We start from the raw sequence: 22,206 nt of genomic DNA, 5'->3' as shown, positions 1-22,206 counted from the left end.
GGCCTCTCCGCCGAGGTACTGAAGGGGCTCCTCATGCTCGTAGGAGACGAGTCACTCAGAAGATCAAAAGAGCTGCTCCCGGCTACCGGGACCGGCCCTTGGCCTTGGCCTTGGTGGAGACGAGGGGGTCTGAAATGGCGGATTTCTGCGGGCTTGACGCCACATCGCGATACCGAGGGCAAGGCTCCACAGTTGCGCGATGAGGGACACCAGCGCACCGTAGAGCAGAACCCCGGGAAACAGGTCCTCGCGCAGGAGCAGCGCCACGGAGGCGGCGGCCGTCGTCGCGCCGATCACGAGACCGGCCCAGCCAAGCCAGGCCGGGTAGCCCTCCACCAACCCGAGCCGCGACTCCACCGGGACGCTGCCAGTACACAACGCTTTCTCAGAGGGGTTGGGTCAGGTTGACCATGTTTCCGTCAGGGTCGTGGACGTGGGCCACTCGTTGTCCCCATGGCATATCGGTCGATGGGCCGAGCACGCGTCCGCCAGCCGCCTCGACCCGGTCCAGCAAGCCGTTGACGTCGTCGACGTCCACACTCAGCAGGATCCGCTGGGCTGCGGACAGGTCCGTCGCCGCCTCGTTGACCAGTCCGAGTTCCGAGTCGCCCAACTTCAGGCCCACAAAGAAGACGGGTCCATCGTCCGGGAAGCGGTGCACTTGCACCGCCCCGAACAGGCGCTCGTAGAACGTTTGCAGTCGGGCCAGGTCGGATGTGATGATGATGGGCTGGACAGTTGTCATGTCCACTCCTCCGGTCTGCATTTGAGCCGCTGTCCACAGTGATACGCCGTGGCGTCACGAAACTCATCGGCGTGACGGAAGCGTTTCCGGCGGCTGGAAGGAATTGGCCGGAGAGCCGAAAAGCAGGATCAGCCGGTCGGTGTCGAGGTATGTGGTGATGCCGCTGATCAGACCCTCGAACACATGGAGGAGGACCAGCCCAAAGGGCGTGTAGACACCGTCGGGGCCAGACCGCATCTGCCAGAACGCCGGCAAGCCGTTCGCCGCGGCCGGAACGAGGCGTGCGCCTTCACAGGACGCGTCCGGGTGCAGCAGCGCCTGCCTGATCTGATCACGGCCGCGAAGCCACCAGGTGAAGGGAGGCATCGACATCGTGACATCCTCGTGAAGCAGAGCTACGAGCGTGGCGATGTCGTGATGCTCGAACGCGTTGCAATAACGGGTGAGCAGCTCGCGCTGGGTGGGGTCGGACGGCCGGAACGGTTCACCGGGCATGACGTCAACCGTTTTGAGCGTCGACCTCGCCCGCTGCAACGCGCTGGTCACCGAGGCGACGGTGGTTTCCAGAAGGTGTGCGACCTCCTCGGCCTTCCAGCACAACACATCGCGCAGGATCAGCACAGCCCTCTGCCGGGGCGGCAGGTGCTGCAGCGCGGCAACGAACGCCAGGCGAATCGTCTCGCGCTGCACGGCCAACCCTTCCGGATCGCTGTCCATCGGCAGCACAAGCCTGTCCGGAATCGGCTGGATCCATATCCGCTCCGACGCCGGCTCGCCGATGCCCGACCCGGCATCCGCCGCCCGGCTGAGATCCATGGCCAGGGCCCGGCGTTGTGTGCTGTGCAGCATGTCGAGGCAGATGTTGGTGGCGATGCTGTAGAGCCAAGTTCGTAGCGACGCCCGCTGCTCGTCGTAGCGATCGAACGACCGCCAGGCACGCAGCAGCGTTTCCTGCACCGCGTCTTCGGCCTCGAAGCCGGAGCCGAGCATCCGGTAGCAGTAGCCGGTCAGTTCGGCCCGAAACGGCTCCAGCCGGGAGCCTTCACCGGTCAAGGTCTCCACCACCCCTTGACCATACGCGCCATCACCGACATTACGGCGGCGACCGATGACTTTCCGGCTCTGCGCTCGTACCCATACAGAGCGTCTGTCGGCAGGCACCGTCTGCTACGGGCTGTATGCCAACCCCAAGAGCGGCAATCAGGGGAGCATCACCCGCAGCGGCGTCATCGGGGCCTGGGACCCGCATCCCGGCGGTGGCTGGGTATCCGCCGGCGGACCAGCCGAGGAAGTCCTCGCCGCCTACCTCTATCACGATGAGGCCGTGGCCTACTGCTGTGCCGGCGCGGGCCTCCGGTTGGCCGACGCTCAGGCAATCGTCGGCCAATCCGACATGTGGCTGAGGTTGCCCGAACGGGTCTGAAGATCGCTTCCCGGATCTGAGTTGATCGTTTCCCGGGGATCGAGACTGTTTGGTCGGCTTAGGGCTCCTGTGGGTGGCGAGGGCTGCGGGGATGCAAGACGCGGACTCAGCGACGCCTGGCGAGCGACCATAGAGATACCACCATGAGCAGAGCGGTCAGCCCGCCGCAGATCATCACGGTGGAGACCGAGAAGGCGTCGACGACGCAGCCGCCGAGGAACACGCTGAGATCGCATACGGACTGGGCAACATGACCGCCCGCGACCGACTTGTGTTTCCGGAAGCTGATCCGGGGCCCCGCGAGATCTCCGGCGTTGTGTTTCCAGAGGTCACTCCCGGAGTCTCCTTCCGGAATCGTGTCATTCCGGAAGCTATGCCGAGGTACAACGGATGGTGATCGTGGCGAGGAAGGTGATGGCCACGATCGCTTGCCGAGATCGGCTTATGTCACAGCCTCGGCAGCTTGTCGCCGAGGAGGACGAGGCGCTGGATGCCCGACAGGGCGAACAACGCGGTGAACGGGGTGAAGACCCACGGCACGCAGGAGGACGGGGTGAGCGTGGTGTCCACCTTCCCGGCCGATCAGTCGCGGTCGTGAGCGTACTCCCAGGGCAGGGGCGTGGTGAGGAAGTTGTGCCAGGCGCGGGCGGCGTAGGCGTCGTCCTGACCCGTCTGATCGGAAAGCGGGTGGCCAAGCCGGGCAGGCCTGAGGCGTGCTCACCGCTTGGGCGGCTTGCGGTACGTGACCGGCTTGTCCCCCTTTCCGGGGAACGCCATGATCAGCAGACGTTGGCCGCCCCCTTGCAGTCCCTTCCACTTGAACCAGTCGTAGTGCACGCGGATCCGGTAGTGACCCGCACGGCCGTTGAATGACAGGTCGGGAAAGCCGAAACGGTAGCGACGCATGGCCATCTCTCGGGAGGGCGGAGCGGTCAAAGCGCCCAACCTTAGCGAGTCGCCAAGAAGTTGATCAAGCCGTGGCGAGCATCAGAGATGCGTTGCGACGTCGAACAGTAGCGCCCGAAGCCATTCGATGAAGTACTGATCAGCCAGTCGGGGGTTCCAGACCATGTCGATCCCGAGCCCGGGAAGCGGGAACGGGAACTCCTCGATCCGCAGGTCGGCAAGTGTCCGCATGGCGGCGGCGACTTGGTAGCGAAGGAGAGCGACGCCGCCCGCGCGTGCGACCAGGAAAGGTACCAGCAGAAAGTCGGAGATCAACAGGCCGACACGATAGGGGATCCCCTTCTCCTCCAGCACCGGATAGGGGAAGACCCGCCGATCAGTGTCGACGACGATGTGCGGCTGTGTGGTCAGCAGGTCGAGCGCGTTCGCGTCCGGTGGCGTGTCCGGTGAGGCCACCACCACACAGCGGTCGTTGTAGAGGCGCTCGCGCGGATACGGTGAGAAGTGTCCCTCGGAGAGCAGCACGACGTCGACGCCCTTGTCGGTGAAAGTGGCCTCGGTCGGCACCGTGATCGTACGTATACGCAACGTGGCGCGAGGAGCACGCTCGGCAATGAGCCGCGTCAGTCGAGGGCCGACGACGAACGCCGTGCTGTTCGTCATGGCGATCGTGATGACACGCTGATCCGTGACGGGGTCGAAGCAGGGGAAGTTCACGATGCGTGCCGTCTGTTGCAGGGCACTGCGCAGCGGCGCGATCAGCTCCTGTGCCCGCGGGGTCAGGGTGACGCCTGCCCCCTGCCGGACGACGAGGTCGTCCCCCAGCAGACGCCGCATTCTCGCGAGGGCGTGGCTCATCGCCGGCTGTGACAGACCGACTCGTTCCGCCGCCCTGGTCACCGAACGCTCTTCCAGGAGCGCGAGGAGGGGCACCAACAGGTTGAGGTTGACCGATGTCAGCCGGTCCAACCCCGAACCTGTGGCGCCCTCTCCGTCGTCTCCCATGGAGAGGAACTTTACGCGGCTGCCTGACTCATACGACGCAGCCGGGGAATCGGGACCCGGTAGTTGAGCGCCGCGGCCACACCGGCCCCGTTATCGTGTGACCAGCGCATCAACGCCGGCCCGCCACCGGGCTCTCCGTCGACGTACGACGGTTCCCCCTCCAGCGGTAGATAGCCCACCGCCTTGAGGCTCAGCCCGAACTGCTCGGTCCAGAAGTACGGCTGGAACTGGAGCGGCGGCGCGTCGTCGCCGCGGACAAGTGCCCTGGCGGCGACCTTCGCCTGCTCGATCGCACTGCTCCAGAGGGGGATGCGGCGCAGGCCGTACGGAGTGGGGAAAGCCGCGAGGTCACCGATGGCCGCGACGTCGGGCCGGACCAGCCCACGCGAGTCGACCGGGATGGCGCCCTTCGCCGCGAGTCCCGTGTCCGCGAGCCATTCCGTGTTGGGTACGTCGCCGACGGCGGTAATGATCATCTCCGCCTCGAGGACCGCACCCTCGTCAAGGACGACCCGAGCACTACCCTCACGCCGTTCGAGCCGTGCCGACCCGGTCTCGACGATGGTGAGCTCTTGGTCCAGCGCGGCCTTGACGAAGACGTCGGCGAGGTATGGACCGAGCTGGACGATCAGCGGCACGCCCTGGGAGACGAGGGTGACCTGGCAGCCGGCGGCCAGGCACCCCGAGGCGATCTCCATTCCGAGCGGGCCTCCGCCCACCACGATGACCGATGGCCTGGCCGCCAGCCGGCTGCGCAGGGACAGCGCGTCATCGAGTCCGCGCAGGGTGAGTTCCTCGGAAAGGTCGGACAACCGTCGCGCCCGGGAGCCGGTGGCCAGGACGACGCGGTCGTACGGCAGAGCCGTGCCGTCGCTGAGGGTGACGAGCCGACGATCGAGGTCGAGTGCGGTCGCACGTACGCCCAGAAGTTCGGTCGCCGCGTGGCTGGTCGGCGGAAGCTCGTGCGACGACATGTCGTCGCCGTCGAGCAGGAGCGCCTTCGACAGGGCCGGGCGGCTGTACGCCGGGTGCGGCTCGTCGCCGACGATGGTCAGCTCGCCGTCGAAGCCGGCCTCTCGGAGCGTGTCGGCCGCGGTCAGCCCGGCGATCCCGTTGCCGACGACGACGACACGGTCCATCGTGCCCCCGCTCATGCGATCCTCAGCGCCGCGACCGGACACACGCGGACAGCGGCGTTCGCCAGGGCGGCGTCGGCTTCGTCGACCTCCTCGCGGTCCAGCACGAGCTCGCCGTCGTCGTCGAGGTGCATGAGCTGCGGGGCGGCCTCCTCGCACAGGCCGTGGCCCTCACAGCGGGGGCGGTCAAGAACGATCTTCATGCGGGGATCACCTCCAGGACGGGGAGCTCCTCGATGCTCCGGGTGATGTTGCTGGGAACACGGACCTCGGGCCCGACGACGAGGCGCTTGACGCGCCGGGAAAGCGCTTCGATCACAGCGTGAGCCTCCAGGCGCGCGAGTCCCTGGCCCGCGCAGCCGTGAGGGCCGTAGCCGAACGACAGATGGTCGACCGGATTGCGCTCGACGAGAAAGGCGTCCGGGTTCTCGTAGTGCCGGGGGTCGCGGTTGCCGGCGCCGAGCAGGACCGCGATCTGTGCGCCTGCCGGGATGACGGTCCCGTCGATGTCGACGTCCTTGGTGGCGCGCCGGCCCCAGGCGTTGATGGGAGGCCAGAAGCGCAGCACCTCGTTGAACGCCCCCGGTACCAGTGACGGGTTCTCGCGGATCAGATCGAGCTGATCGGGGTGCGAGGCGAAGAGGGCGACGATGTTGCCGATCGCCGCCACGGTGGTGTCGACGCCGGCACCGAGGTACTGGTGGATGATGTGGCCGGCCGTGTCCGGCGGAATGGCGCCACGTGCCTCGGCGTCGAAGATGCCGCGGCCCACGGACCCTTCGGCCAGGTCGGAGGCTTTGACCTGGGAGCACCATTCGTAGAGCTCGCCGGCGATCGGGAAGCTCTCGGCCGTGCGCTGATTCATCGGACCGATGACCTGCATGGCGGCCTGTCCCCAGCACAGCATGTTGTCGCGCACGTGGCCCCTGAAGCCGATCAGGTCCGCGACGACCTCCAGCGGGAAGGCCCGAGCGAGGGCGTCGATGGCCTCGAAGGAGCCCTTCTCGACGAGCTCGGCGACGAGAACGTCCGCCTTCGCCTCGATCCGGCCCTTGAGCCCGCGCAGCGCACGCGGTGAAAGGTTCTCGGTGAGCGTGGCGCGCAGCTGGGTGTGCACCGGCGGATCGGACGCGAGCGAGGTGCCGGTGAGCGCCTCGTTGGTCATCGGATTGAATGCGATCGAGGTCGAGGAGAACGACTCCCAGTCCGAGAGTGCATCACGGATGATGGCGTACCGCGTCAGCGCGTAGACATCGTTCTTCCGGAGATGGACGACGGGGCCCTGCTCCCGCAGTTCGGCGTAGACGGGGTACGGGTCGAGTACGACCTCGTCGGCGAAGAGGTCGACGTCGGAGGTAGACGGGGTGGTCATGCCCTCAGTGAAGTGGCTGGCCTCATATCAAGCAAGTGAATGTTTTACATGCTGTTACATGCATGAAATTCATGTGCCACACGGGCTGGAAGATCCCCACACGGGCTGGAAGATCCTCCGACGCCCAGGGCAGACAGCAGACCACCACCTCGCGAGCGATCCGCCCCGCCACCAATGACCTGCGGAGCAGTGGCGTCGTCAGAGATCGCTTCCCGGACAGGAGTTGATCGTTTCCCGGGCTGTCGGGTACGGCCGGGCGTCATCGGCGGGTCCTGCATGTGGGTTTCGCCGCATTCCGGACACCTTTCCGATCAAATAGTCACGATCGCAAAAGCCCAGCTCAGGTGCTCACCTAGGACGAGGTGCGCCCATCCGGTCATCCCAGCCATCGTTGGATCGCCGTCCGGAGCGATGCGCGGGACTCCGCGTCCGGCTGCGGGACGTCGGAGGCCCATGCCACGTATCCGTCGGGCCGCAGCAGCAGCGCCGTGCACGGTACAGCGGAGCCGGGCAGTGCCGCGGTTGCGGGGTATCCCCAGTCGCCGCCGGTCAAGTCGATCAGGTGCGGGCGGCCGTCCCGGGCCAGCTCGGCGAGCCGGACACCGTCTTTGAGGTCCAGGTCGGGAGCCCACCGACCGGCCAGTGGATGGTTGACGCCCACGTCGTAGCGGATGTCGGCGCCCGACATCAGGTCGGCGATACGGCGGACATTGCACGGGTCGCCGAGGAGTTCGGTGAACAGCGCGCGCAGGCCGGTGACCTCGCTGCCCGGGGCGATCAGTGCGGACTGGGCGCGCGAGGACATCACCACCCGCTCGGCGACCGGGCGTCGCTCGGACTCGTAGGTGTCGAGGAGACCGGTGGGAGCTATGCCGCGCACGTCGGCCGCGAGTTTCCAGCCGAGGTTGACCGCGTCTTGCAGGCCGAGGTTGAGCCCGGGCCCGCCGATCGCCGAGTGCACGTGGGCGGCGTCGCCGACCAGTAGCACGCGGCCGTCTCGGAAACGCTCGGCCAGGCGGGTGTTGCCGCCGTTGAGCTTGCGCATCAAGTGCGGCCCTTGGCCGTCGGGCGGGCCGAAGGCGATGTCGACTTCGAGCACGCGGTGGGCGCTGGCCTGCAGTTCCGCGAGCGTGAGCGGCCCCTCGGCATCCTGTCCGTTCCACTCCATAGTGGAGATCAACGGTGCGGGGGCGCCCGGCAGGGGCGCGTACACGAACAACCCGCGGTCGGTCCGGTGGTGCAGTAACGGCGGGATGGGTCCGTACCCGGGAATGTCGAGGCCGCCGGTGGCCGGATCGACGAGCTCGGCCGGCACGACGGCGTGCGCGGTGCGCGCGATCGTGTCGTCGGTCGTCACGCCGGGGAAGGCGATCCCGGCCAGCTTGCGTACGATGCTGTGCCCGCCGTCGGCACCGATCAGGTAGCGCGTTTCGATCGTGTACGGCCCGGCCGGCCCGCTGACCTGGAGGGTCACGCCATCAGCGTCCTGGGTGAATCCGGTGAGCTCGTGGCCGCGCCGGATCTCGACGGCGAGTTCGACGGCCCGTTCCTCCAGCATCTGCTCGATCCTGCGCTGCGGAACCTGGAGGATGTAGAGGGGGTTGTCGTCCAGCACGCTCAGGTCGATGGGCAGCGCGCCGAAGACGAATCCGGGAGCGGGCCGCGGTGGGTCCTGGTTACCAGCGAGCCGCTCGTACAGGCCTCGCCGGTCGAGCATCCGTACCACCTGGCCGACCAGGCCGTTGGCGCGGTTCTCCTGGGTGCGCTCTGGCAGGCGCTCCAAGACCAGGGGGCGGACTCCGGCCAGGCTGAGCTCGCAGGCCAGCATCAGGCCGTTGGGCCCGGCTCCGGCTATGACGACATCGGCGATCACGGTGCTCCTTTCTGGGCATGACGGATCGACCGGCGGCAGGCCGGCTGATCCTCGATAGGGAAGATGGGAAAGGTCTGGGAAGGGTCAGGGCGTGGGCAGGCCGGCGGCGACCTGGCCGAGAGCGTCGCGTAGCAGTTCCTCGAATGGTGCCGGCGCATCGCCGTGGAGCCACAGGTGGATGGCCGCGAGTATGGTGGCGCCGACCGCGCCGGCGACCAGGTGCGGATACAGATCACGATCGGCATTGGTGCCGGTGCGCTCGGCGACCGCCGCGGCCAGCGCATCCAGCGCGGCCGTGTGGGCTTTGAGGAACTCGCCCCGGTGCTCCGGATGCTGGGTCATCAGCTTGACCCCGGCGATCCAGCGCTCGTCGGCCGGGCGCTCGGCCTCTTGCATGCCAAGCGCGAACCGGGCGAACACGGCGTTGGTGATGGCCTCCCACAGAGGTTCGCCGTCCGGCCTGGACCTCAGCTCGTCGGCGATCTGGACCGCTCGGTCGAAGTGCCTGGCCGCGATCGCCTCGCCCTTGCTGGAGAAGTAGTTGTTGAACGTGCGGTGCGAGACACCCGCCTCGGCGGCGATGTCCTCCACCTTGACGTTGTCGAAGCCACGCTCGACGGTCAGCTTGATCGCCGCCCAGCTCAGCGCGATCCGGGTTTCTTCCTTCTTGCGCTCTCTCAGCCCCACGCGAACACTCTACCCAAATTTGCGATCCACGCAAAGATGCGAGTCACGCAAAAATGCGTGGCTCGCATGTATGCGGCGGCCTTGCTCGATGTCTCCTCCTCGCGTCGCCAAATCGAGCGGCTCGGCCGCGCGCACTCGCTCGCCCGGCACCTCGATGACTTCCTCACCGATCTGGTCAACGCTGGCGCCTCCGGGCACACTCCGCGCGCCTACCGCGGCGATCTGATCGGCGGCGGCGCGCGAGCCCTACTTGCTGCAACGCAAGCAGAACGCCGGCGCACACGGCGCGCTCCGGCTGCAATGCCCCGCTGCGGGCACCTCCCCCTCGGTGAGCTGTCCTCGATTCGACCGGCTCCATCGGGCACGCGATGGCAAACCAGCCGTGGTAGATCTGGCCGACCCTCGCAGACGGGCGGCCCACACGGCCGCCAAGCCCCGCATCCTGTTGCCCGCCCACGCTGGTCAGCTGGACGAGGAGCCGAAAATCTGCCGCCAGAAATCCATCACCCTGCGCCCCGGCGACCTCAGCCACCTGGACAAGCTCCGGCAGGCCTCCCCTACCTGAGCCCCTCCTGGTCGGGCACCTATGCGGCTGTCCGGGCCAACACCGAGGGGATCAACGGCCGTATCAAGGGCCATGACCTCGATCTCAGCGAGCCCAAGAACCGGCTCGCGCACGGCCGGGTCGCGCAAACTCTGCTGGTGGCCCTCATGATCACCGTCGCCAACGACCACTTTCTCGACATCTGGCGACGCCGGCACCGACCCGAACCCGCAGCCGAACCCGCCGAAGTCCCCTCCGATCCAGGCCAGACCCTCGTCCAGGGTGGCGCGGGTGAAGCGGGTGAGGCCCCAGGTCGCGGCCAGGATGCCGATGGGCTTGCCGGCCAGCAGCCCGGCTGTGATGCCGACTGCTACCGGGGTGGTGAGCGTTTCGGCGAGTCTGCTGAGCCCGCCGAGGTTCACGCCGGCGGCGAAGAAGGCGAAGACGGGGACGGCTAGTGCTCCGTTCCTCAACGGAGGTTGCGAACGCGCTGCAGGGAAACCGAGATTGTCGGGCCTGCCTTCCTGATGCCAGGACCGGGATGGAGCTGTACTTCCGGTAAGGAACGTCGTACTAGCACGGCGACCGGCAACGACACCATCTGAAATCTCACGTTCTGCGGGCGGCGCACGTCTACCAGCCAGGAGAAGGGAAACGCAGATGAGCACTCGACACATCGTGATCGAGACCCGCCTTGGACCGATCACGCTCGTTGCAAAGGGCGAGACGATTGCCGGCCTGTACTTCAGGCACCACGTCCGCCGGCCCTCGCAGGAGACGTTCGGCCCCGAGGTGGCCGGCTCCACGGACCCGCTGCTGAACGAAGCTGCCCGACAGCTGCACCACTACCTGGCGGGTCGGCGCAGGCAGTTCGATCTTCCGCTCGCCGCCGAGGGGGACGCGTTCCAGCACGCCGTCTGGGACATCGTGAAGAGCATTCAGTGTGGTGACACGACCACCTACGGTCGGATCGCCGAGCAGGTCGGAGACCGCAGTCTCGCGCAACGGGTCGGACAGGCCGTGGGTGCGAACCCGCTGTGCGTCTTCGTGCCGTGCCACCGCGTCGTCGGCTCCAATGGTTCCCTCACCGGATACGCCGGCGGACTGGAACGCAAGCAGGCGCTGCTGGAGCTTGAGGAGCCGCCTGCGGTCAGCGCTGGACGGTTGTTCTGACCGTAAACCTCACGTTTGTCACCGAAAGTATGTCGTCAATGGGATGGACATGAAACAACCGTTCGAGAACGTGGTCGTGCAGCACGGCGCAACCGTGCTGCGCGTCTGCCGGGTCGTCCTCGGCCCGCACGACGCGGACGACGCATGGTCGGAGACCTTCCTCTCCGCCATGCGCGCCTATCCCGACCTGCCTGAGACGGCGAACGTGGAGGCATGGCTCGTGACGATCGCGCATCGCAAGGCGATCGACGTGCTGCGTGTCGCGAAAAGGAATCCCCTGCCCGTCGACGAGGTACCGGAAGCACCGACGGGGCGGGGCATCCCGGACTCTGGGGACTCTGACCTGTGGGCCGCGGTGAAAGGGCTCCCGCGCAAACAACGCCAGGCTGTCGCCTACCGCTATGTGGCGGGGCTGGCATACGCCGAGATCGCGGAGATCCTCGGCGGCACCGTTGAGGCGGCCCGAAGAGCCGCCGCAGACGGGCTCAAGAATCTCAGGAAGAAATATCCGGGCGCGATCACGAGAGGAGCATCATCATGAACGACATTCGCAACGATGACGACATGGCCGCCCTGCTGTCGACGCCTGTGGACGCCGGCACTCTCAGTCGGCTCCACCGCCGTCTGGAGCAGGCGGCAGAGCGAGCCAATCTCGTCGATGTCGCTTACACCACCATCGACTCACCTGTCGGCAAGTTGCTGCTCGCCGCTACCCCGGAGGGGCTGGTCCGCGTGGCGTACGCCAGCGAGGACCACGATCGAGTTCTGGAAGCCCTCGGCCAGAAGCTCAGCCCGCGCATCCTGCGCGCCCCGAAGCGGCTGGACGAAGTGGCTCGCGAGATCGACGAGTACTTCGCCAAGCACCGCCAGGTCTTCGACCTGACGCTGGACCTGTCCCTGTCTCGCGGATTCCGGCGCCTCGTGCAGACGCATCTGCCCGAGATCGGGTACGGCCAGACCCGCAGCTACCGAGACATGGCCGAGCTCGTCGGCAACCCCAAGGCCGTCCGAGCGGTGGGCACCGCCTGTGCGACCAACCCGCTGCCGATCGTCGTCCCGTGCCACCGCGTGCTGCGTACCGACGGCACGCTCGGCGGTTACATCGGCGGACTCGAGGCCAAGACCATGCTGCTGAACCTGGAGGCCGCGGCATGAGCATCGCGAAGGCGACCGGGAGGAAGACGGATCGGTGGTACAGCCGCGTCGAGTCCGGCGACTGGGAGGCGATCACCACAGAGGTCAACGAGTATGGCGGCGCACTGCTGCCGCAACTGCTGACCCCGGAGGAGACCGTGGAGATCAGGGAGCTGTACGAGCAGGACGGCCTGTTCCGCAGCACCGTCAACATGGGCCGGCACCGCTTCGGTGAGGGCCAGTACCGATACTTCAACGCGCCGTACCCAGAACCGATCGAGCGGCTCAAGCAGGCGCTGTACCCGCGGCTGCTTCCCATCGCCCGCGACTGGTGGACCAAGCTCGGCCGGCCCGCACCGTGGCCGGACTCGCTTGACGAGTGGCTTCAGATGTGCCACGACGCCGGCCAGACGAAGTCTTCGGCGATCCTGCTCCACTACGGCGAGAAGGATTGGAACGCTCTGCATCGCGACCTGTACGGCGACCTCGTGTTCCCGTTGCAGGTCGTGATCAACCTCAACGAGCCCGGCGTGGATCACACGGGCGGCGAGTTCCTGCTGCTGGAACAGCGCCCGCGCGCCCAGTCGCGGGGCACGGCCACGCTGCTGCCGCACGGTCACGGATACCTGTTCACCACCCGCGACCGACCCGTCAAGTCCGCCCGCGGATGGTCCGCCGCGCCGGTTCGGCACGGCGTATCCGCCATCCGGTCCGGCGAACGTCACACCCTCGCTCTCGTCTTCCATGACGCCGCATGAGCGACGCAACGAAGACGTACACCCTTCTGGGGGCATACGGCCGTCCCTATCGGTCTGCGGTCAAGGGGCTGTGGGGCGGCCATCGCGGCTCGAAGATCTACGGGCGACTCGATTGTCCCGCCGCGCTGCGCGCCATCGCTCGCGGCGGCTACGTGAAGCACCGGGTCTTCTTCGCTGACGAGGCCACGGCGGTCGCCGCCGGGTTCCGCCCCTGCGGAGCCTGCTGCAGGGACCGTTATCAGACGTGGAAGACCACCCGGGAGAACGGCGAACGATGGAAGCCCTGACCAGCCCCTTACTGAAGGCGTCAGCGAGTTATGACGCGGACCTGACGGCTACGGATGCCGAGGTCGCGACCGTCATCAGAATTGCTCGCGACCGCCGTGCCCGCAATATCGTGATCGGCTCCGGCCGCACCCCTCACGCCCTTGCGACCTCACGCCTGATCGAATCGGCCTGGGATCGCACAGGAGGCGGAACTCTCGATACGATCACCTGGCCCGAGACCGGGGCCTCCTGGCTGCGTCACGCGTCACGGTTCGCCGCCGCCGACCCCGACCTGTGGGTGATGGTCGGGCCGGCAACCGGCTGGGCACAGATGACCCGGCGGCTGCTGTGGTCGACTCCCTGGAGCCCCGCACGCACCCTCGCGACCGCCGGAATCGGCGACCCGCGCACTCTCGCACTCGTCGGACTGACCAATCTGGACGGCCTGACCGGCGCAAACGCAGACGGTACCTCCTGGCTCGTTGCGCACGATTCCCTCGTGCACCTCACACACACGGAGGGCAAGCGATGACAGCGCTGTTCACTCCGGAGATCCCCGAGCGTGACGGAGGAGAGGTCGCCCCGGGCGCCACCCTGGTCCCTGATTGGCTGACTCGGGAACAGCAGAAGTGGATCGTGGATCGGTTCCGCGAGTGGGTGCAAGGCCCTGTCCCCATCCGCGCCGCGAAGGTCCGCGGACACGAGATGTCGGTGCGCACCGTATGTCTGGGCTGGCACTGGCAACCGTACAAGTACACGCGAGAGGCCACCGACGTGAACGGCGCCCGTGTCCTTCCGTTCCCCGACTGGATGATCCGCCTGGGACGGGATGCCCTCAAGGCCACTGGCCACGACGCAGCCGCGATCCGCTCCTATACACCCGACACCGCGCTGGTGAACTACTACGACGCGGAGGCCCGGTTGGGAATGCACCAGGACAAGGACGAGATCTCCCGCGCCCCGGTCGTATCGCTGTCCATCGGCGATAGCTGCACGTTCCGATTCGGCAACACGGAAAGCCGCGGCAAACCCTATACCGACGTGCTGCTGGCCTCCGGCGACCTCTTCGTCTTCGGCGGACCCGCCCGACTGGCCTACCACGGTGTCACCAAGGTGCACGAGAGCACCGCCCCCGAGGGATGCGGACTCAGTCGCGGCCGGATCAACATCACGATGCGCATGACCGGGCTTGACGGGTGATCGAATGACACAGGATGCAAGCAGCACCACCGCCGACCCCGGCGTCGTCGTCGGGAACGACGGGCTCGCCCGGCCCGCATGGGCAGCCGCTGCCCCTCTGCTGCGCGACTACTACGACACAGAGTGGGGCATGCCGGTCACGGACGAACGCGGCGTCTACGAGCGCGTCAGTCTCGAAGGATTTCAGGCGGGTCTGTCCTGGGCAACGATCCTCCGCAAGCGACCCGCATTCCGTGCGGCGTTCGACAACTTCCTCCCGGACGCGATCGCTGCGTACACCGAGACCGATGTCGAGCGGTTGATGGCCGACGTCGGCATCGTGCGCAACCGGCAGAAGATCCAGGCGACCATCACCAATGCCCGCGCCACCATCACGCTGCGCGAGGAGATGGGCCTGGCCGAGCTGGTGTGGTCCTTCCGACCCGAGAGCACGCCCTGCCCCCAGACCTTTGCAGAGATCCCCACGAAGTCCGCCGAGTCGGTCGCGTTGTCAAAGGAGCTGCGCCGACGCGGATTCGCCTTCGTCGGCCCGACCACCATGTACGCGCTCATGGAGGCGATCGGCATCGTCGACACCCATCTGCTCGGCTCGCATCGACGGGGCAGCTCTGGAATCTGGACATCGTGACCCTCCTACACCTGATCCCGAACGGTCCCACTGACTTTGAGATCGCTCTACGGATGCTGGCTGCCCACGCGATCCCAGGAGCCGAAGAAGTCGACATCCCGGGCCGCACCTACACCCGGCTTCTGACCCACGCAGGAGGCCCTGCACGGGTGAAGATGACCTTCGCCGAGGATGGGGTCGTCGCGAACCTCCCTGACGAGGTGCCTGACCCCGACGGCATCGCGGTCGCGATTCGACGCTGGCTGGACCTCGACTCCGACACCGAGCGGATCGCCGATCACCTCACCACGGACCCGCTGATCCGGCCGCTGGTCGAGCGCCGGCCCGGCATCCGGCTCATTGGCTACCCCGATGAGTTCGAGGCGGTGGCCGCGACGGTCATCGGCCAGCAGGTCTCACTCGCCGCGGCCCGCACCTTCATGGGCAGGCTCGTGGCCGCCTATGGGACGCCGATAGCCGGTCTGCACGCTCTCCCGGCACCACGGGATCTCGCGGCGATTCCCGACGCGGAACTGCAGGCGGCCGTCGGCCTCACCGGCGCGCGGACCCGCACGCTTCGGGCCGTCGCCGAGAAGTGGGCGAACGGATTCACGCTCGCGCAACTCACTGTCGACGAGGCGCGTCGTGCCCTGCTTGCGCTCCCCGGCATCGGCCCTTGGACCGCGGACTACCTCACAGTGCGCGCGATGCAGCATCCCGACACCTTCGCTCCCGGCGACTTGGTCGCCCGCAGGGCGCTTGGAGCCGTCACCGTTGACCGGGCGCGGACCATCGCTGCGGCGTGGGCACCGTGGCGCTCCTACGCGCTCATGCATCTGTGGGCGGACGTCGCCTACGGCGCGGCCAGGCCGGACTGACGCGATCCTGAAGCCAGGCCCCAATCTCACGTTCCTGTGCGACCCGGCGTCTTCCACGTGCCGGGAAGCAATCGCCCGGCATTGCTGACATCAGTCAGCTCAGCATGCCCGCGGCCGTCATGCGCCCGGCGGTCGCGGGCACCGCTGCTACAGCTGGGCGTGCAGGGGACAATGCGAATGACCAGTCGACAGGACAAGGAATACGACCTGACCGACTTCGACGCCGACAACTACTGGATCGAGACGCACCGCGCGACCGCTGCCACGTACTACTTCCCGAGTCTCGCGGAAAAGAGCGCCCGATCGGCTCAGCTCGGCATGGCGGTCGGAGACCTCCTCCAATCCGCCATGATCTGCGGTGGCATCGACGTGATGCCCTTCACGATCCGCGACGAGAGCCTCGTCGTCGTAGCGTGCAGAGGTTACGAGACCGTCGGCATCTCGATCATCGACCCAACCGGCGATGTCCCACGCGACGTCGTGACATGGATGGAGCCGACCCACGCGGCGTGGGTGGAGCAGGTGCTCAAGATCGAACTTCTGCGTAACGCCCGCGAGGCGGGCATCGACCGAGTGATCGTCCGGGACGGCACGGCGACAGAGGCCATCTACAAGGCCCTTGGCCTGCACCCCATCGGGGTGACCGCATGACCGAGGCATCACGGACGCCCACGCCCCCACCGGATTAGACCGGACGCGTCTGTACATCGAAGAGGAGATTCCTGTCGCAGCAGGCTTCGCCTCTTCAATCCGTGGTCGTTCAGCGGCCCTTCTCGCGAATGCTCGCCGACATCGTGCAGCCCCCAACCCGAGTCCCTCACCCTCACCACCGACCAACTCATCGTCGTATCGCGCGGTCAGGAGAGCATCGGCCTGTCGATCATCGACCCCACCGACAGCACCGCGTTCGACACCCTGACGTGAACCAACCCGTAATGGCGCCACCGCGGCCTTGCGACTGCCATGAAGATCCATTCGATTCATGACGTGCGCAAGCCGGAAGCAGTGCGCTCTGGGATCCCTCAGACAATGTCGCTCGGTCGTTCCACTAGACACTCGGCCTTCGCACATGAATCTTCACCGCCAATCTCACGTATCGGTTTTGACGGCCCTGTGCTCGCCGGGTAGCTCCGGTGCATTGCTGCACCGGAGCTAGCCGGCGAGCACAGGGCCTTCTAAAACGCCTGGCGCTTCAGAGCGCCCAGAGGGCCGGAATCACTGCTCTGTGGGCGCCCGGGGACACGAGATCAGTGACGTTCTACGCGGCGCTCGAAATTAGTCCGGCAGAGGATCTCACGAACTGACGTTCCCCAACGTCTTCGACGTGTCGCCAGTCAAAGACGAAACGGCGGCACATCCACAGAAAAGGACATGTACATGTCGGTTGAAGAGAACAAGGCCATCGTCGGACGCTGGTTCACCGAATTCTGGGGCAACCCGTGGAAGCCCGACGTCATCGATGAGCTCGCCCACCCCGACATCCGCTTCGAGTACTCCCTGCACCAGCCGATGCGCGGGCGCGACGAGGTGCGCGAGTTCGCGACCAATTTCCGCACCGCGTTCCCGGACCTCAACTTCTGGGGCACCGCGGACCTCATCGCCGAGGGCGACTACGTCGTCGGCCAGTGGGAGGGCGGCGGCACGCACACCGGGCCGATCGTCTTCGATGACCTTCCCATCGGCTCCGCGCCGGCGGCGTCCGGCAAGACGCTCCGCTTCACCGGCACGACGGTGCTCAAGATCCAGGACGGTCTCATCGTCGAGGAGCTCGGGCTCGACGACGGTGTGAAGGTCCTTCAGCAGCTCGGAATCATCCCTACCGCCTGAGCTGAGCGCCCGCTCAAGCTGGTGCTCATCGAGGGCGAGGAGGGTCAGGACACCCGCATGGACCACCTCGGCGTCGAGCCCTGGGAGGTGTATGTGGTCAAGGCCGACGCCGACACGCTCGGCAAGTCGGCCAGCACATCGGCCACGGCCCAGGACGCGACTACCGCGCCGTACGTGTGCGGTCAGGCCACGGAGCAGCCTGGCGGGCGGGATGTCCCCGCCGCCGGAGCGAGGGCTGACTGCTGCTGACCGGCTTGACCGGCCCCACCGCACTGTGCGGTGGGGCCGCTGTCGCCGATCGGCACGGCGCTGATCGGGTTGCTGACCAGGTGGTCCCCTTCGGTCCACGACGCGAAGGCTGCCCCGCGGTCAGGGCGTCGCCGGCTCGGTGAGCCGGGCTTCGAGGTCGGCGATCATCTGGGTGAGCAGGCTGGTGTTCTCGCGCCGGACCGTCTGCGGGCCGAGTTTGTCGATGCCGGCGACTTTCGTGATGCACTCGTCGGCGGCTTGGACCATCGTTTCGAACTCCTTGCGGGCGATCGAGTGAGGGTTGCTGACCTCGAAGGTGATGGGGCGGTGCATGTCCTTCACCGACGTCATCGCCGCTCGTGCGGCCGACATGGCGTCGCGGGCGCTGAACTCGTCGCCGTGTCCGTGGCGCATGTAGCAGATGACCCACAGGCCCGGCGCCGGGCAGAGTCGCGCCGGGCGAGGTTGGCTGAGGGCTGGAACCTTTCCAGGCGGTCGCCCCGATTGGCCGCGATCACGCGGACGAGGCGGACGGCTTGCCGCAGCCGGTGACCGTTGGGGATCTCGACGCTGGCCGCGATTTCGGCATAGCTGACCTCGCGCCCGTGGTTGCAGCGCAGCCAGATCATTACGTCGGCGACGTCGTTCTCGGCCTGCGTGAAGCCCATCGCGTCGCGCCGTGAGGTCCGCCGGGATGTCTGCCGGCTGCTCACGGCAGCCCGCCGTTCTCGTCCATGAACTTCGCCAGTGCGGCGTCGTCCAAGGCGGAGCCGGTGGCGATGGCCTCGGCGCGATCGGCGGTGAGGGCGATCTGCTGCTTGTGCAGCCGTGCCAGCGCCCGCGAGGCGGCCATGCGGATCTCGGCCACGGCGGTGAAGACGTCCACGGACGCATCGGCCTCGGTTCCGTCACGGGCCGGACGGGCCTGGGCGGCGAAGGCCGTACGTCTCGATGGCCTCGGCCCAGACGGAGAAGGCTCGCAAGAGCTGCGCTGGGGCGCGGTCGACGTGCGGCGGATCGAGTCGACCGGCCCGGACGGGTCCGCGCTCCCCGAGGCGGCGGTAGCCGGCTACGCGCCAAGTACGCCACGAAGGCCGCCGAGACCTCCGGCACCCTCGACCGGAGGGTGAGACGGTCCGACCTCGCCCGGCTCGAACAGCAGGGTGTCACCGAGCACGCCGCCCGGCTGATCCGTACGGCATGGCACCTCGGCGACACCGAGGCCCATCCCGAACTCGCACCGCTCCGCCTCCGGCAGTGGGCGCACATGCTCGGCTTCCGCGGTCACTTCTCGACCAAGAGCCGGGCCTACTCCACCACCATGACCGCCCTGCGCCGCGTCCGCCTGGAGTACCGCCAGGCACGCGACCTTGAGCGGCTGCCGTACGACCCCGCCGCCACGCTCGTCCTCGCCAACTGGAGATACGCCGGACAGGGCTACACAGCCGGGGAATCCGCTCTCGCCTCGTCGCTCTCACACCAGGGGGGAACTGTTGGCCGCTGACCTGATCTCGACCACCGAGGCCCAGCTCTACCGGGTGTCCGACGCCATGCGACGGCTCGGGCTGAGCCGCAGTGTGCTCTACGAGCTGATGCGCTCGGGGCGGTTGCGCTCGGTCAAGGAGGGCCGTACCCGGCTCATCCCGGCGTCCGCCATCCGCGAGTACATCGCACTCCTGGAGCGAGAGGCCGCCTGATGACCGAACGACGTAGCCGTGGGGACGGCGGACTGCACTGGGACGAGGCGCGGCAACGCTGGATCGCTTCGGTGACGGTCGGCTACACCCCGGCGGGCAAGCGGATTGCGAAGAAGGCCAGCGGCAGAACCAAGACCGCGGCCATGAAAAAGCTCAAGGAGATCATCCGCGACTACGAGGATGGGCTCCTGGTCTCCTCGACCGGCTACACCGTGGCCGACGCCGTACGGAACTGGCTGGAGTTCGGGCTCAGCGGCCGAGGGTCCGCGACGGTGGACAAGTGCTCGATCCTCGCGAACAAGCACATCATCCCTGGTCTGGGCGCGCGGAAGCTCGTCGACCTCACCGCCGATGACGTTGACCGCTGGCTGGCCGACAAGGCGAAGGAACTGAGCACGCGGACCCTCCGCGAGCTGCGCTCGACCCTCGTCCGGTCCATCTCCCGCGCCCAAGCCCGCGACAAGGTGAAGCGGAACGTCGCGCTGCTCTGCGAGATCCCCAGAGGAAAGGAGGGGCGTCCGTCCAAGTCGCTCACCCTCGACCAGGCGGAAGCCGTGCTCAAGGCGTCCGAGGGGACCGCGCTGCATGCCTACATCGTGCTCTCGCTGCTGCTCGGGGCTCGTACGGAGGAACTGCGGGCGCTCACCTGGTCCCACGTCGACCTCGACGGCACCCCGCCGTCCATCATGGTCTGGCGCTCGGTCCGGGAGGGCGGCGACACCAAGACCCGCAAATCCCGGCGCACGCTGGCCATGCCGAGGCGCTGCGTGGACGCGCTCAAGCTCCACCGTGAGCGTCAGAACGTGGCCAAGAAGGCGGCCAGTGACGGCTGGCAGGACAACGACCTCGTGTTCGCGTCCAAGGTCGGCACGGGGCTGGACTCCCACAACGTCCGCCGCTCGGTCCGAGCCGTCCTCATGAAGGCCGGCCTGAACGCACAGGACTGGACACCCCGCGAGATGCGCCACAGCTTCGTCTCGCTGCTGTCGGACTCCGGGGTGCCGCTGGAGAACATCTCCCGCCTGGTCGGCCACCGCAACACCTCGGTGACAGAGACCGTCTACCGCAAGCAGCTCCGCCCGATGCTCCTGGAAGGGGCCGAAGCGATGGACCAGATCTTCGGGGACGGATAGTCCACCCGGCTGGACATACCAGCAGCAACCAGGCCGCTTCCACCGAACGGAAGCGGCCTTCACACATAATCAGTGGCCGCCGAGCTGAGGGACGCGAGCACCTGGGCGCCCGGGTAATGGTTGAACTCCGGAAACCTCCAACGGTAGTAGCAACTCCAGTAGCTGACGGCGCGCTGCCGCGTCAACGTCATGAAGTCCAGGTTGTCGGCCGCGAAGCGGCCGTACCGCTGTCGTTGCCGGGTACCGGGAATGTCCAGCTCGGCAAGGCCCGCCCGGACCACATCAACGATCTCAATGACATACTCACCGACCAGGGTGACGGCGAACGGCACGACCCAGTCGGCGTCGACGGAGATCACCCTCTCCGCGTGCCGCTGTCGCACGTGACCGCTGTGATGGCGGGTGAGCAGGCAGTCCAGAACCACCCGGGCCACCTCACCGAGATCGTCCAGCATCCCGGGCGTTGGCGGGTCCTCGTAGATTCGGTACGGGATCCGCAACCGATGCCCCCACACCGATACGTCGAAGCCGTCCACCGGCGCGTAGCGGGACGGCATCAGCAGTCGCACGGCCTGTTCGACCTCGGCGCCCAGCTCCGAGGGAAACGCCTTCACAGCGACATCACGCAACCGTGCTGCCGCTGCCTCGTCCACCCCGCCCCCACATCGCTGGTTCTCGTCCGGCGTAGTCACTCAGTTAGTCACCCAGCAATGCAGAAGGCCGCTCCCGATCTTTCGGAAGCGGCCTCTGACCTGGTGGAGATGAGGGGATTCGAACCCCTGACCCCTTCGATGCGAACGAAGTGCGCTACCGGACTGCGCTACATCCCCAAGACGTGGACTAGATTAGCAAACTTCCGGGCGCGCTCGCGCCATCCGGCGCATCGATCAGTCGCCGACCGCGCGGCGGGGAGCCTCGGCGTACTGATCGAAGAGCTCGTCGCGGTGCGCGTCCAGGTCGATGATCTCCGCGACCGGCCGCTGGGCCTCCCGCTCGGCGGCCCGCCGGCGGGCGCGCCTGGCACGTTCCCTACGGGCCCGGGCGGCGGCCATCCGCTGCTCGGTGTCGATCTGCACCGAGACCCGCAGGACGGCCAGATAGGACCCCAGAAGCACCGTGGAGGGCAGCACGCCCCACCAGGGGATCACCCGGACGGCGGCCGTCACCACCGAGGCGAGGACCAGCAGCGTGCACCAGAAGGTCAACCGCCGGCGCTTGGCCACCTGGGCCGCCCGGCGGCGCCGCTCGGCGCGACGGCGCTCACGCGGGGACAGCTCGGGCTCGGCCGGGTCCGAGCTCCCGGGCACGATGTCGGACCTGGTGTCGGACGCCTCGTCCTCGATCTGCTGCTCGTCCTGGACGGACGGCTCCGCGCCCTTGGATGTCTCGGCGAACGTGGGCCGGTCCCGGCGCAACCACATGGGAACGAGAACGCACAACCACATCACGACAATGGCCAGATACAGAAAAGCGCTGCTCACGGACACCTCCGGGCAGCAGGAGAACGCCTGTGGTCTCTTGGCGTCCTCAATGTGCTCACGTCACGCACCGTAAGACCGCGTGTCACTATTTGACGAGTATTCGGTGCGGTG

Annotated in this window: 32 protein-coding genes and 1 tRNA gene; 17 read left to right on the top strand and 16 right to left on the bottom strand. The window is 67.3% G+C overall.

Annotated features, from left to right (window positions below):
• Window positions 1-385: 385 nt before the first annotated feature.
• A complete protein-coding gene (locus ACIN94_RS03860) occupies window positions 386-745 on the bottom strand; it encodes a VOC family protein (RefSeq protein WP_400699206.1) in 360 nt (119 codons plus the stop codon).
• A 63-nt stretch (window positions 746-808) separates the two neighbouring features.
• Window positions 809-1,810, bottom strand: a complete 1,002-nt coding sequence (locus ACIN94_RS03855) for a sigma-70 family RNA polymerase sigma factor (RefSeq protein WP_400699203.1) — start codon at window positions 1,808-1,810, stop codon at window positions 809-811.
• Between the two features lie 43 nt (window positions 1,811-1,853).
• Here ACIN94_RS03855 and ACIN94_RS03850 point away from each other — a divergent pair, with 43 nt between their 5' ends.
• Window positions 1,854-2,168: a hypothetical protein gene (locus tag ACIN94_RS03850; protein ID WP_400699200.1), complete on the top strand. Its 315-nt coding sequence runs from the start codon at window positions 1,854-1,856 to the stop codon at window positions 2,166-2,168.
• Between the two features lie 447 nt (window positions 2,169-2,615).
• Here ACIN94_RS03850 and ACIN94_RS03845 read toward each other — a convergent pair whose 3' ends face one another.
• From ACIN94_RS03845 to ACIN94_RS03805, 9 genes are all read right to left on the bottom strand, one after another.
• The gene (locus tag ACIN94_RS03845; protein WP_400699198.1) at window positions 2,616-2,738 is read right to left on the bottom strand and encodes a hypothetical protein; all 123 of its coding nucleotides are present in this window, start codon (window positions 2,736-2,738) and stop codon (window positions 2,616-2,618) included.
• Window positions 2,739-2,885: 147 nt separating this feature from the next.
• The gene (locus ACIN94_RS03840; RefSeq protein WP_400699195.1) at window positions 2,886-3,104 is read right to left on the bottom strand and encodes a hypothetical protein; all 219 of its coding nucleotides are present in this window, start codon (window positions 3,102-3,104) and stop codon (window positions 2,886-2,888) included.
• Window positions 3,105-3,155: 51 nt separating this feature from the next.
• A complete protein-coding gene (locus ACIN94_RS03835) occupies window positions 3,156-4,007 on the bottom strand; it encodes a LysR family transcriptional regulator (protein ID WP_400699955.1) in 852 nt (283 codons plus the stop codon).
• Window positions 4,008-4,090: 83 nt separating this feature from the next.
• On the bottom strand, window positions 4,091-5,233 hold the full coding sequence (locus ACIN94_RS03830; RefSeq protein ID WP_400699192.1) for an NAD(P)/FAD-dependent oxidoreductase: 1,143 nt from the start codon (window positions 5,231-5,233) through the stop codon (window positions 4,091-4,093).
• Window positions 5,230-5,418, bottom strand: coding sequence for a ferredoxin (locus tag ACIN94_RS03825; protein ID WP_061261667.1), 189 nt, complete (start codon window positions 5,416-5,418; stop codon window positions 5,230-5,232). Before ACIN94_RS03825 ends, ACIN94_RS03830 begins: the two co-directional genes overlap by 4 nt.
• Window positions 5,415-6,587, bottom strand: coding sequence for a cytochrome P450 (locus ACIN94_RS03820; protein ID WP_400699189.1), 1,173 nt, complete (start codon window positions 6,585-6,587; stop codon window positions 5,415-5,417). The genes ACIN94_RS03825 and ACIN94_RS03820 overlap by 4 nt, the downstream gene beginning before the upstream one ends.
• Before the next feature lie 376 nt (window positions 6,588-6,963).
• Window positions 6,964-8,460: an FAD-dependent monooxygenase gene (locus ACIN94_RS03815; RefSeq protein ID WP_400699187.1), complete on the bottom strand. Its 1,497-nt coding sequence runs from the start codon at window positions 8,458-8,460 to the stop codon at window positions 6,964-6,966.
• 84 nt (window positions 8,461-8,544) lie between these two features.
• Window positions 8,545-9,147 carry a TetR family transcriptional regulator gene (locus tag ACIN94_RS03810; RefSeq protein ID WP_400699184.1) on the bottom strand — a complete coding sequence of 201 codons (603 nt, stop codon included), beginning with the start codon at window positions 9,145-9,147 and terminating at the stop codon, window positions 8,545-8,547.
• Between the two features lie 462 nt (window positions 9,148-9,609).
• The gene (locus ACIN94_RS03805; RefSeq protein WP_400699182.1) at window positions 9,610-10,164 is read right to left on the bottom strand and encodes a Na+/H+ antiporter NhaA; all 555 of its coding nucleotides are present in this window, start codon (window positions 10,162-10,164) and stop codon (window positions 9,610-9,612) included.
• A 187-nt stretch (window positions 10,165-10,351) separates the two neighbouring features.
• On the opposite strand from ACIN94_RS03805, the gene ACIN94_RS03800 reads away from it, so the two are divergent.
• The 12 genes from ACIN94_RS03800 (at window position 10,352) to ACIN94_RS03745 (ending at window position 17,784) form a co-directional block, all read left to right on the top strand.
• A complete protein-coding gene (locus ACIN94_RS03800; protein WP_400699180.1) occupies window positions 10,352-10,864 on the top strand; it encodes a methylated-DNA--[protein]-cysteine S-methyltransferase in 513 nt (170 codons plus the stop codon).
• A 43-nt stretch (window positions 10,865-10,907) separates the two neighbouring features.
• Complete coding sequence (locus ACIN94_RS03795) at window positions 10,908-11,405, top strand: RNA polymerase sigma factor (RefSeq protein ID WP_400699177.1); 498 nt, start codon at window positions 10,908-10,910, stop codon at window positions 11,403-11,405.
• Window positions 11,402-12,019, top strand: a complete 618-nt coding sequence (locus ACIN94_RS03790; RefSeq protein ID WP_400699175.1) for a methylated-DNA--[protein]-cysteine S-methyltransferase — start codon at window positions 11,402-11,404, stop codon at window positions 12,017-12,019. The genes ACIN94_RS03795 and ACIN94_RS03790 overlap by 4 nt, the downstream gene beginning before the upstream one ends.
• Window positions 12,016-12,756, top strand: a complete 741-nt coding sequence (locus ACIN94_RS03785) for a 2OG-Fe(II) oxygenase (RefSeq protein ID WP_061258002.1) — start codon at window positions 12,016-12,018, stop codon at window positions 12,754-12,756. The genes ACIN94_RS03790 and ACIN94_RS03785 overlap by 4 nt, the downstream gene beginning before the upstream one ends.
• Entirely contained in the window at window positions 12,753-13,043 is a 291-nt protein-coding gene (locus ACIN94_RS03780; protein ID WP_400699172.1) for an Ada metal-binding domain-containing protein, read from the top strand. Before ACIN94_RS03785 ends, ACIN94_RS03780 begins: the two co-directional genes overlap by 4 nt.
• Window positions 13,031-13,555, top strand: coding sequence for a hypothetical protein (locus tag ACIN94_RS03775; protein ID WP_400699170.1), 525 nt, complete (start codon window positions 13,031-13,033; stop codon window positions 13,553-13,555). Before ACIN94_RS03780 ends, ACIN94_RS03775 begins: the two co-directional genes overlap by 13 nt.
• On the top strand, window positions 13,552-14,223 hold the full coding sequence (locus ACIN94_RS03770) for an alpha-ketoglutarate-dependent dioxygenase AlkB family protein (RefSeq protein WP_400699168.1): 672 nt from the start codon (window positions 13,552-13,554) through the stop codon (window positions 14,221-14,223). The genes ACIN94_RS03775 and ACIN94_RS03770 overlap by 4 nt, the downstream gene beginning before the upstream one ends.
• Window positions 14,224-14,227: 4 nt before the next feature.
• Window positions 14,228-14,851, top strand: a complete 624-nt coding sequence (locus ACIN94_RS03765) for a DNA-3-methyladenine glycosylase I (protein ID WP_400699166.1) — start codon at window positions 14,228-14,230, stop codon at window positions 14,849-14,851.
• Window positions 14,848-15,708, top strand: coding sequence for a DNA-3-methyladenine glycosylase family protein (locus ACIN94_RS03760; protein ID WP_400699163.1), 861 nt, complete (start codon window positions 14,848-14,850; stop codon window positions 15,706-15,708). Before ACIN94_RS03765 ends, ACIN94_RS03760 begins: the two co-directional genes overlap by 4 nt.
• 177 nt (window positions 15,709-15,885) lie before the next feature.
• Window positions 15,886-16,359 carry a hypothetical protein gene (locus ACIN94_RS03755; protein WP_400699160.1) on the top strand — a complete coding sequence of 158 codons (474 nt, stop codon included), beginning with the start codon at window positions 15,886-15,888 and terminating at the stop codon, window positions 16,357-16,359.
• Window positions 16,360-17,085: 726 nt separating this feature from the next.
• Window positions 17,086-17,535, top strand: coding sequence for an ester cyclase (locus ACIN94_RS03750; protein WP_400699157.1), 450 nt, complete (start codon window positions 17,086-17,088; stop codon window positions 17,533-17,535).
• Window positions 17,536-17,556: 21 nt separating this feature from the next.
• Window positions 17,557-17,784: a hypothetical protein gene (locus tag ACIN94_RS03745; RefSeq protein ID WP_400699154.1), complete on the top strand. Its 228-nt coding sequence runs from the start codon at window positions 17,557-17,559 to the stop codon at window positions 17,782-17,784.
• A gap of 120 nt (window positions 17,785-17,904) precedes the next feature.
• Here the strand turns inward: ACIN94_RS03745 and ACIN94_RS03740 are convergent, their stop codons facing one another.
• On the bottom strand, window positions 17,905-18,198 hold the full coding sequence (locus ACIN94_RS03740) for a hypothetical protein (RefSeq protein WP_400699151.1): 294 nt from the start codon (window positions 18,196-18,198) through the stop codon (window positions 17,905-17,907).
• 122 nt (window positions 18,199-18,320) lie between these two features.
• Here ACIN94_RS03740 and ACIN94_RS03735 point away from each other — a divergent pair, with 122 nt between their 5' ends.
• The gene (locus ACIN94_RS03735; protein ID WP_350926415.1) at window positions 18,321-18,467 is read left to right on the top strand and encodes a hypothetical protein; all 147 of its coding nucleotides are present in this window, start codon (window positions 18,321-18,323) and stop codon (window positions 18,465-18,467) included.
• A 26-nt stretch (window positions 18,468-18,493) separates the two neighbouring features.
• On the opposite strand, the gene ACIN94_RS03730 is transcribed toward ACIN94_RS03735, so the two are convergent.
• Entirely contained in the window at window positions 18,494-18,670 is a 177-nt protein-coding gene (locus ACIN94_RS03730) for a hypothetical protein (protein ID WP_400699970.1), read from the bottom strand.
• Here ACIN94_RS03730 and ACIN94_RS03725 point away from each other — a divergent pair.
• Genes ACIN94_RS03725 through xerC form a run of 3 tightly spaced genes read left to right on the top strand, consistent with a single transcriptional unit; the run spans window position 18,605 to window position 20,614 of the window.
• Window positions 18,605-19,288 (top strand): replication initiator, encoded by a 684-nt coding sequence (locus ACIN94_RS03725; protein ID WP_400699149.1) that lies wholly within the window; start codon window positions 18,605-18,607, stop codon window positions 19,286-19,288. The genes ACIN94_RS03730 and ACIN94_RS03725 overlap by 66 nt on opposite strands.
• Window positions 19,278-19,481: a helix-turn-helix domain-containing protein gene (locus ACIN94_RS03720; protein WP_400699146.1), complete on the top strand. Its 204-nt coding sequence runs from the start codon at window positions 19,278-19,280 to the stop codon at window positions 19,479-19,481. The genes ACIN94_RS03725 and ACIN94_RS03720 overlap by 11 nt, the downstream gene beginning before the upstream one ends.
• Window positions 19,481-20,614 carry a tyrosine recombinase XerC gene (gene xerC / locus ACIN94_RS03715; protein ID WP_400699143.1) on the top strand — a complete coding sequence of 378 codons (1,134 nt, stop codon included), beginning with the start codon at window positions 19,481-19,483 and terminating at the stop codon, window positions 20,612-20,614. Before ACIN94_RS03720 ends, xerC begins: the two co-directional genes overlap by 1 nt.
• A 59-nt stretch (window positions 20,615-20,673) precedes the next feature.
• Here the strand turns inward: xerC and ACIN94_RS03710 are convergent, their stop codons facing one another.
• The 3 genes from ACIN94_RS03710 to ACIN94_RS03700 form a co-directional block, all read right to left on the bottom strand.
• The gene (locus ACIN94_RS03710) at window positions 20,674-21,228 is read right to left on the bottom strand and encodes a hypothetical protein (RefSeq protein ID WP_400699140.1); all 555 of its coding nucleotides are present in this window, start codon (window positions 21,226-21,228) and stop codon (window positions 20,674-20,676) included.
• Between the two features lie 139 nt (window positions 21,229-21,367).
• Window positions 21,368-21,444 (bottom strand) — tRNA-Ala (locus tag ACIN94_RS03705).
• Between the two features lie 57 nt (window positions 21,445-21,501).
• Window positions 21,502-22,095 carry a hypothetical protein gene (locus ACIN94_RS03700; protein ID WP_400699137.1) on the bottom strand — a complete coding sequence of 198 codons (594 nt, stop codon included), beginning with the start codon at window positions 22,093-22,095 and terminating at the stop codon, window positions 21,502-21,504.
• Window positions 22,096-22,206: the final 111 nt, after the last annotated feature.

The sequence above is a fragment of the Streptosporangium sp. NPDC087985 genome (assembly GCF_044741965.1).
In the GTDB taxonomy this organism is placed as follows: domain Bacteria; phylum Actinomycetota; class Actinomycetes; order Streptosporangiales; family Streptosporangiaceae; genus Streptosporangium.
The sequence above is the reverse complement of the archived record's forward strand: the minus strand, read 5'-3'. Positions and strand labels throughout refer to the sequence as shown.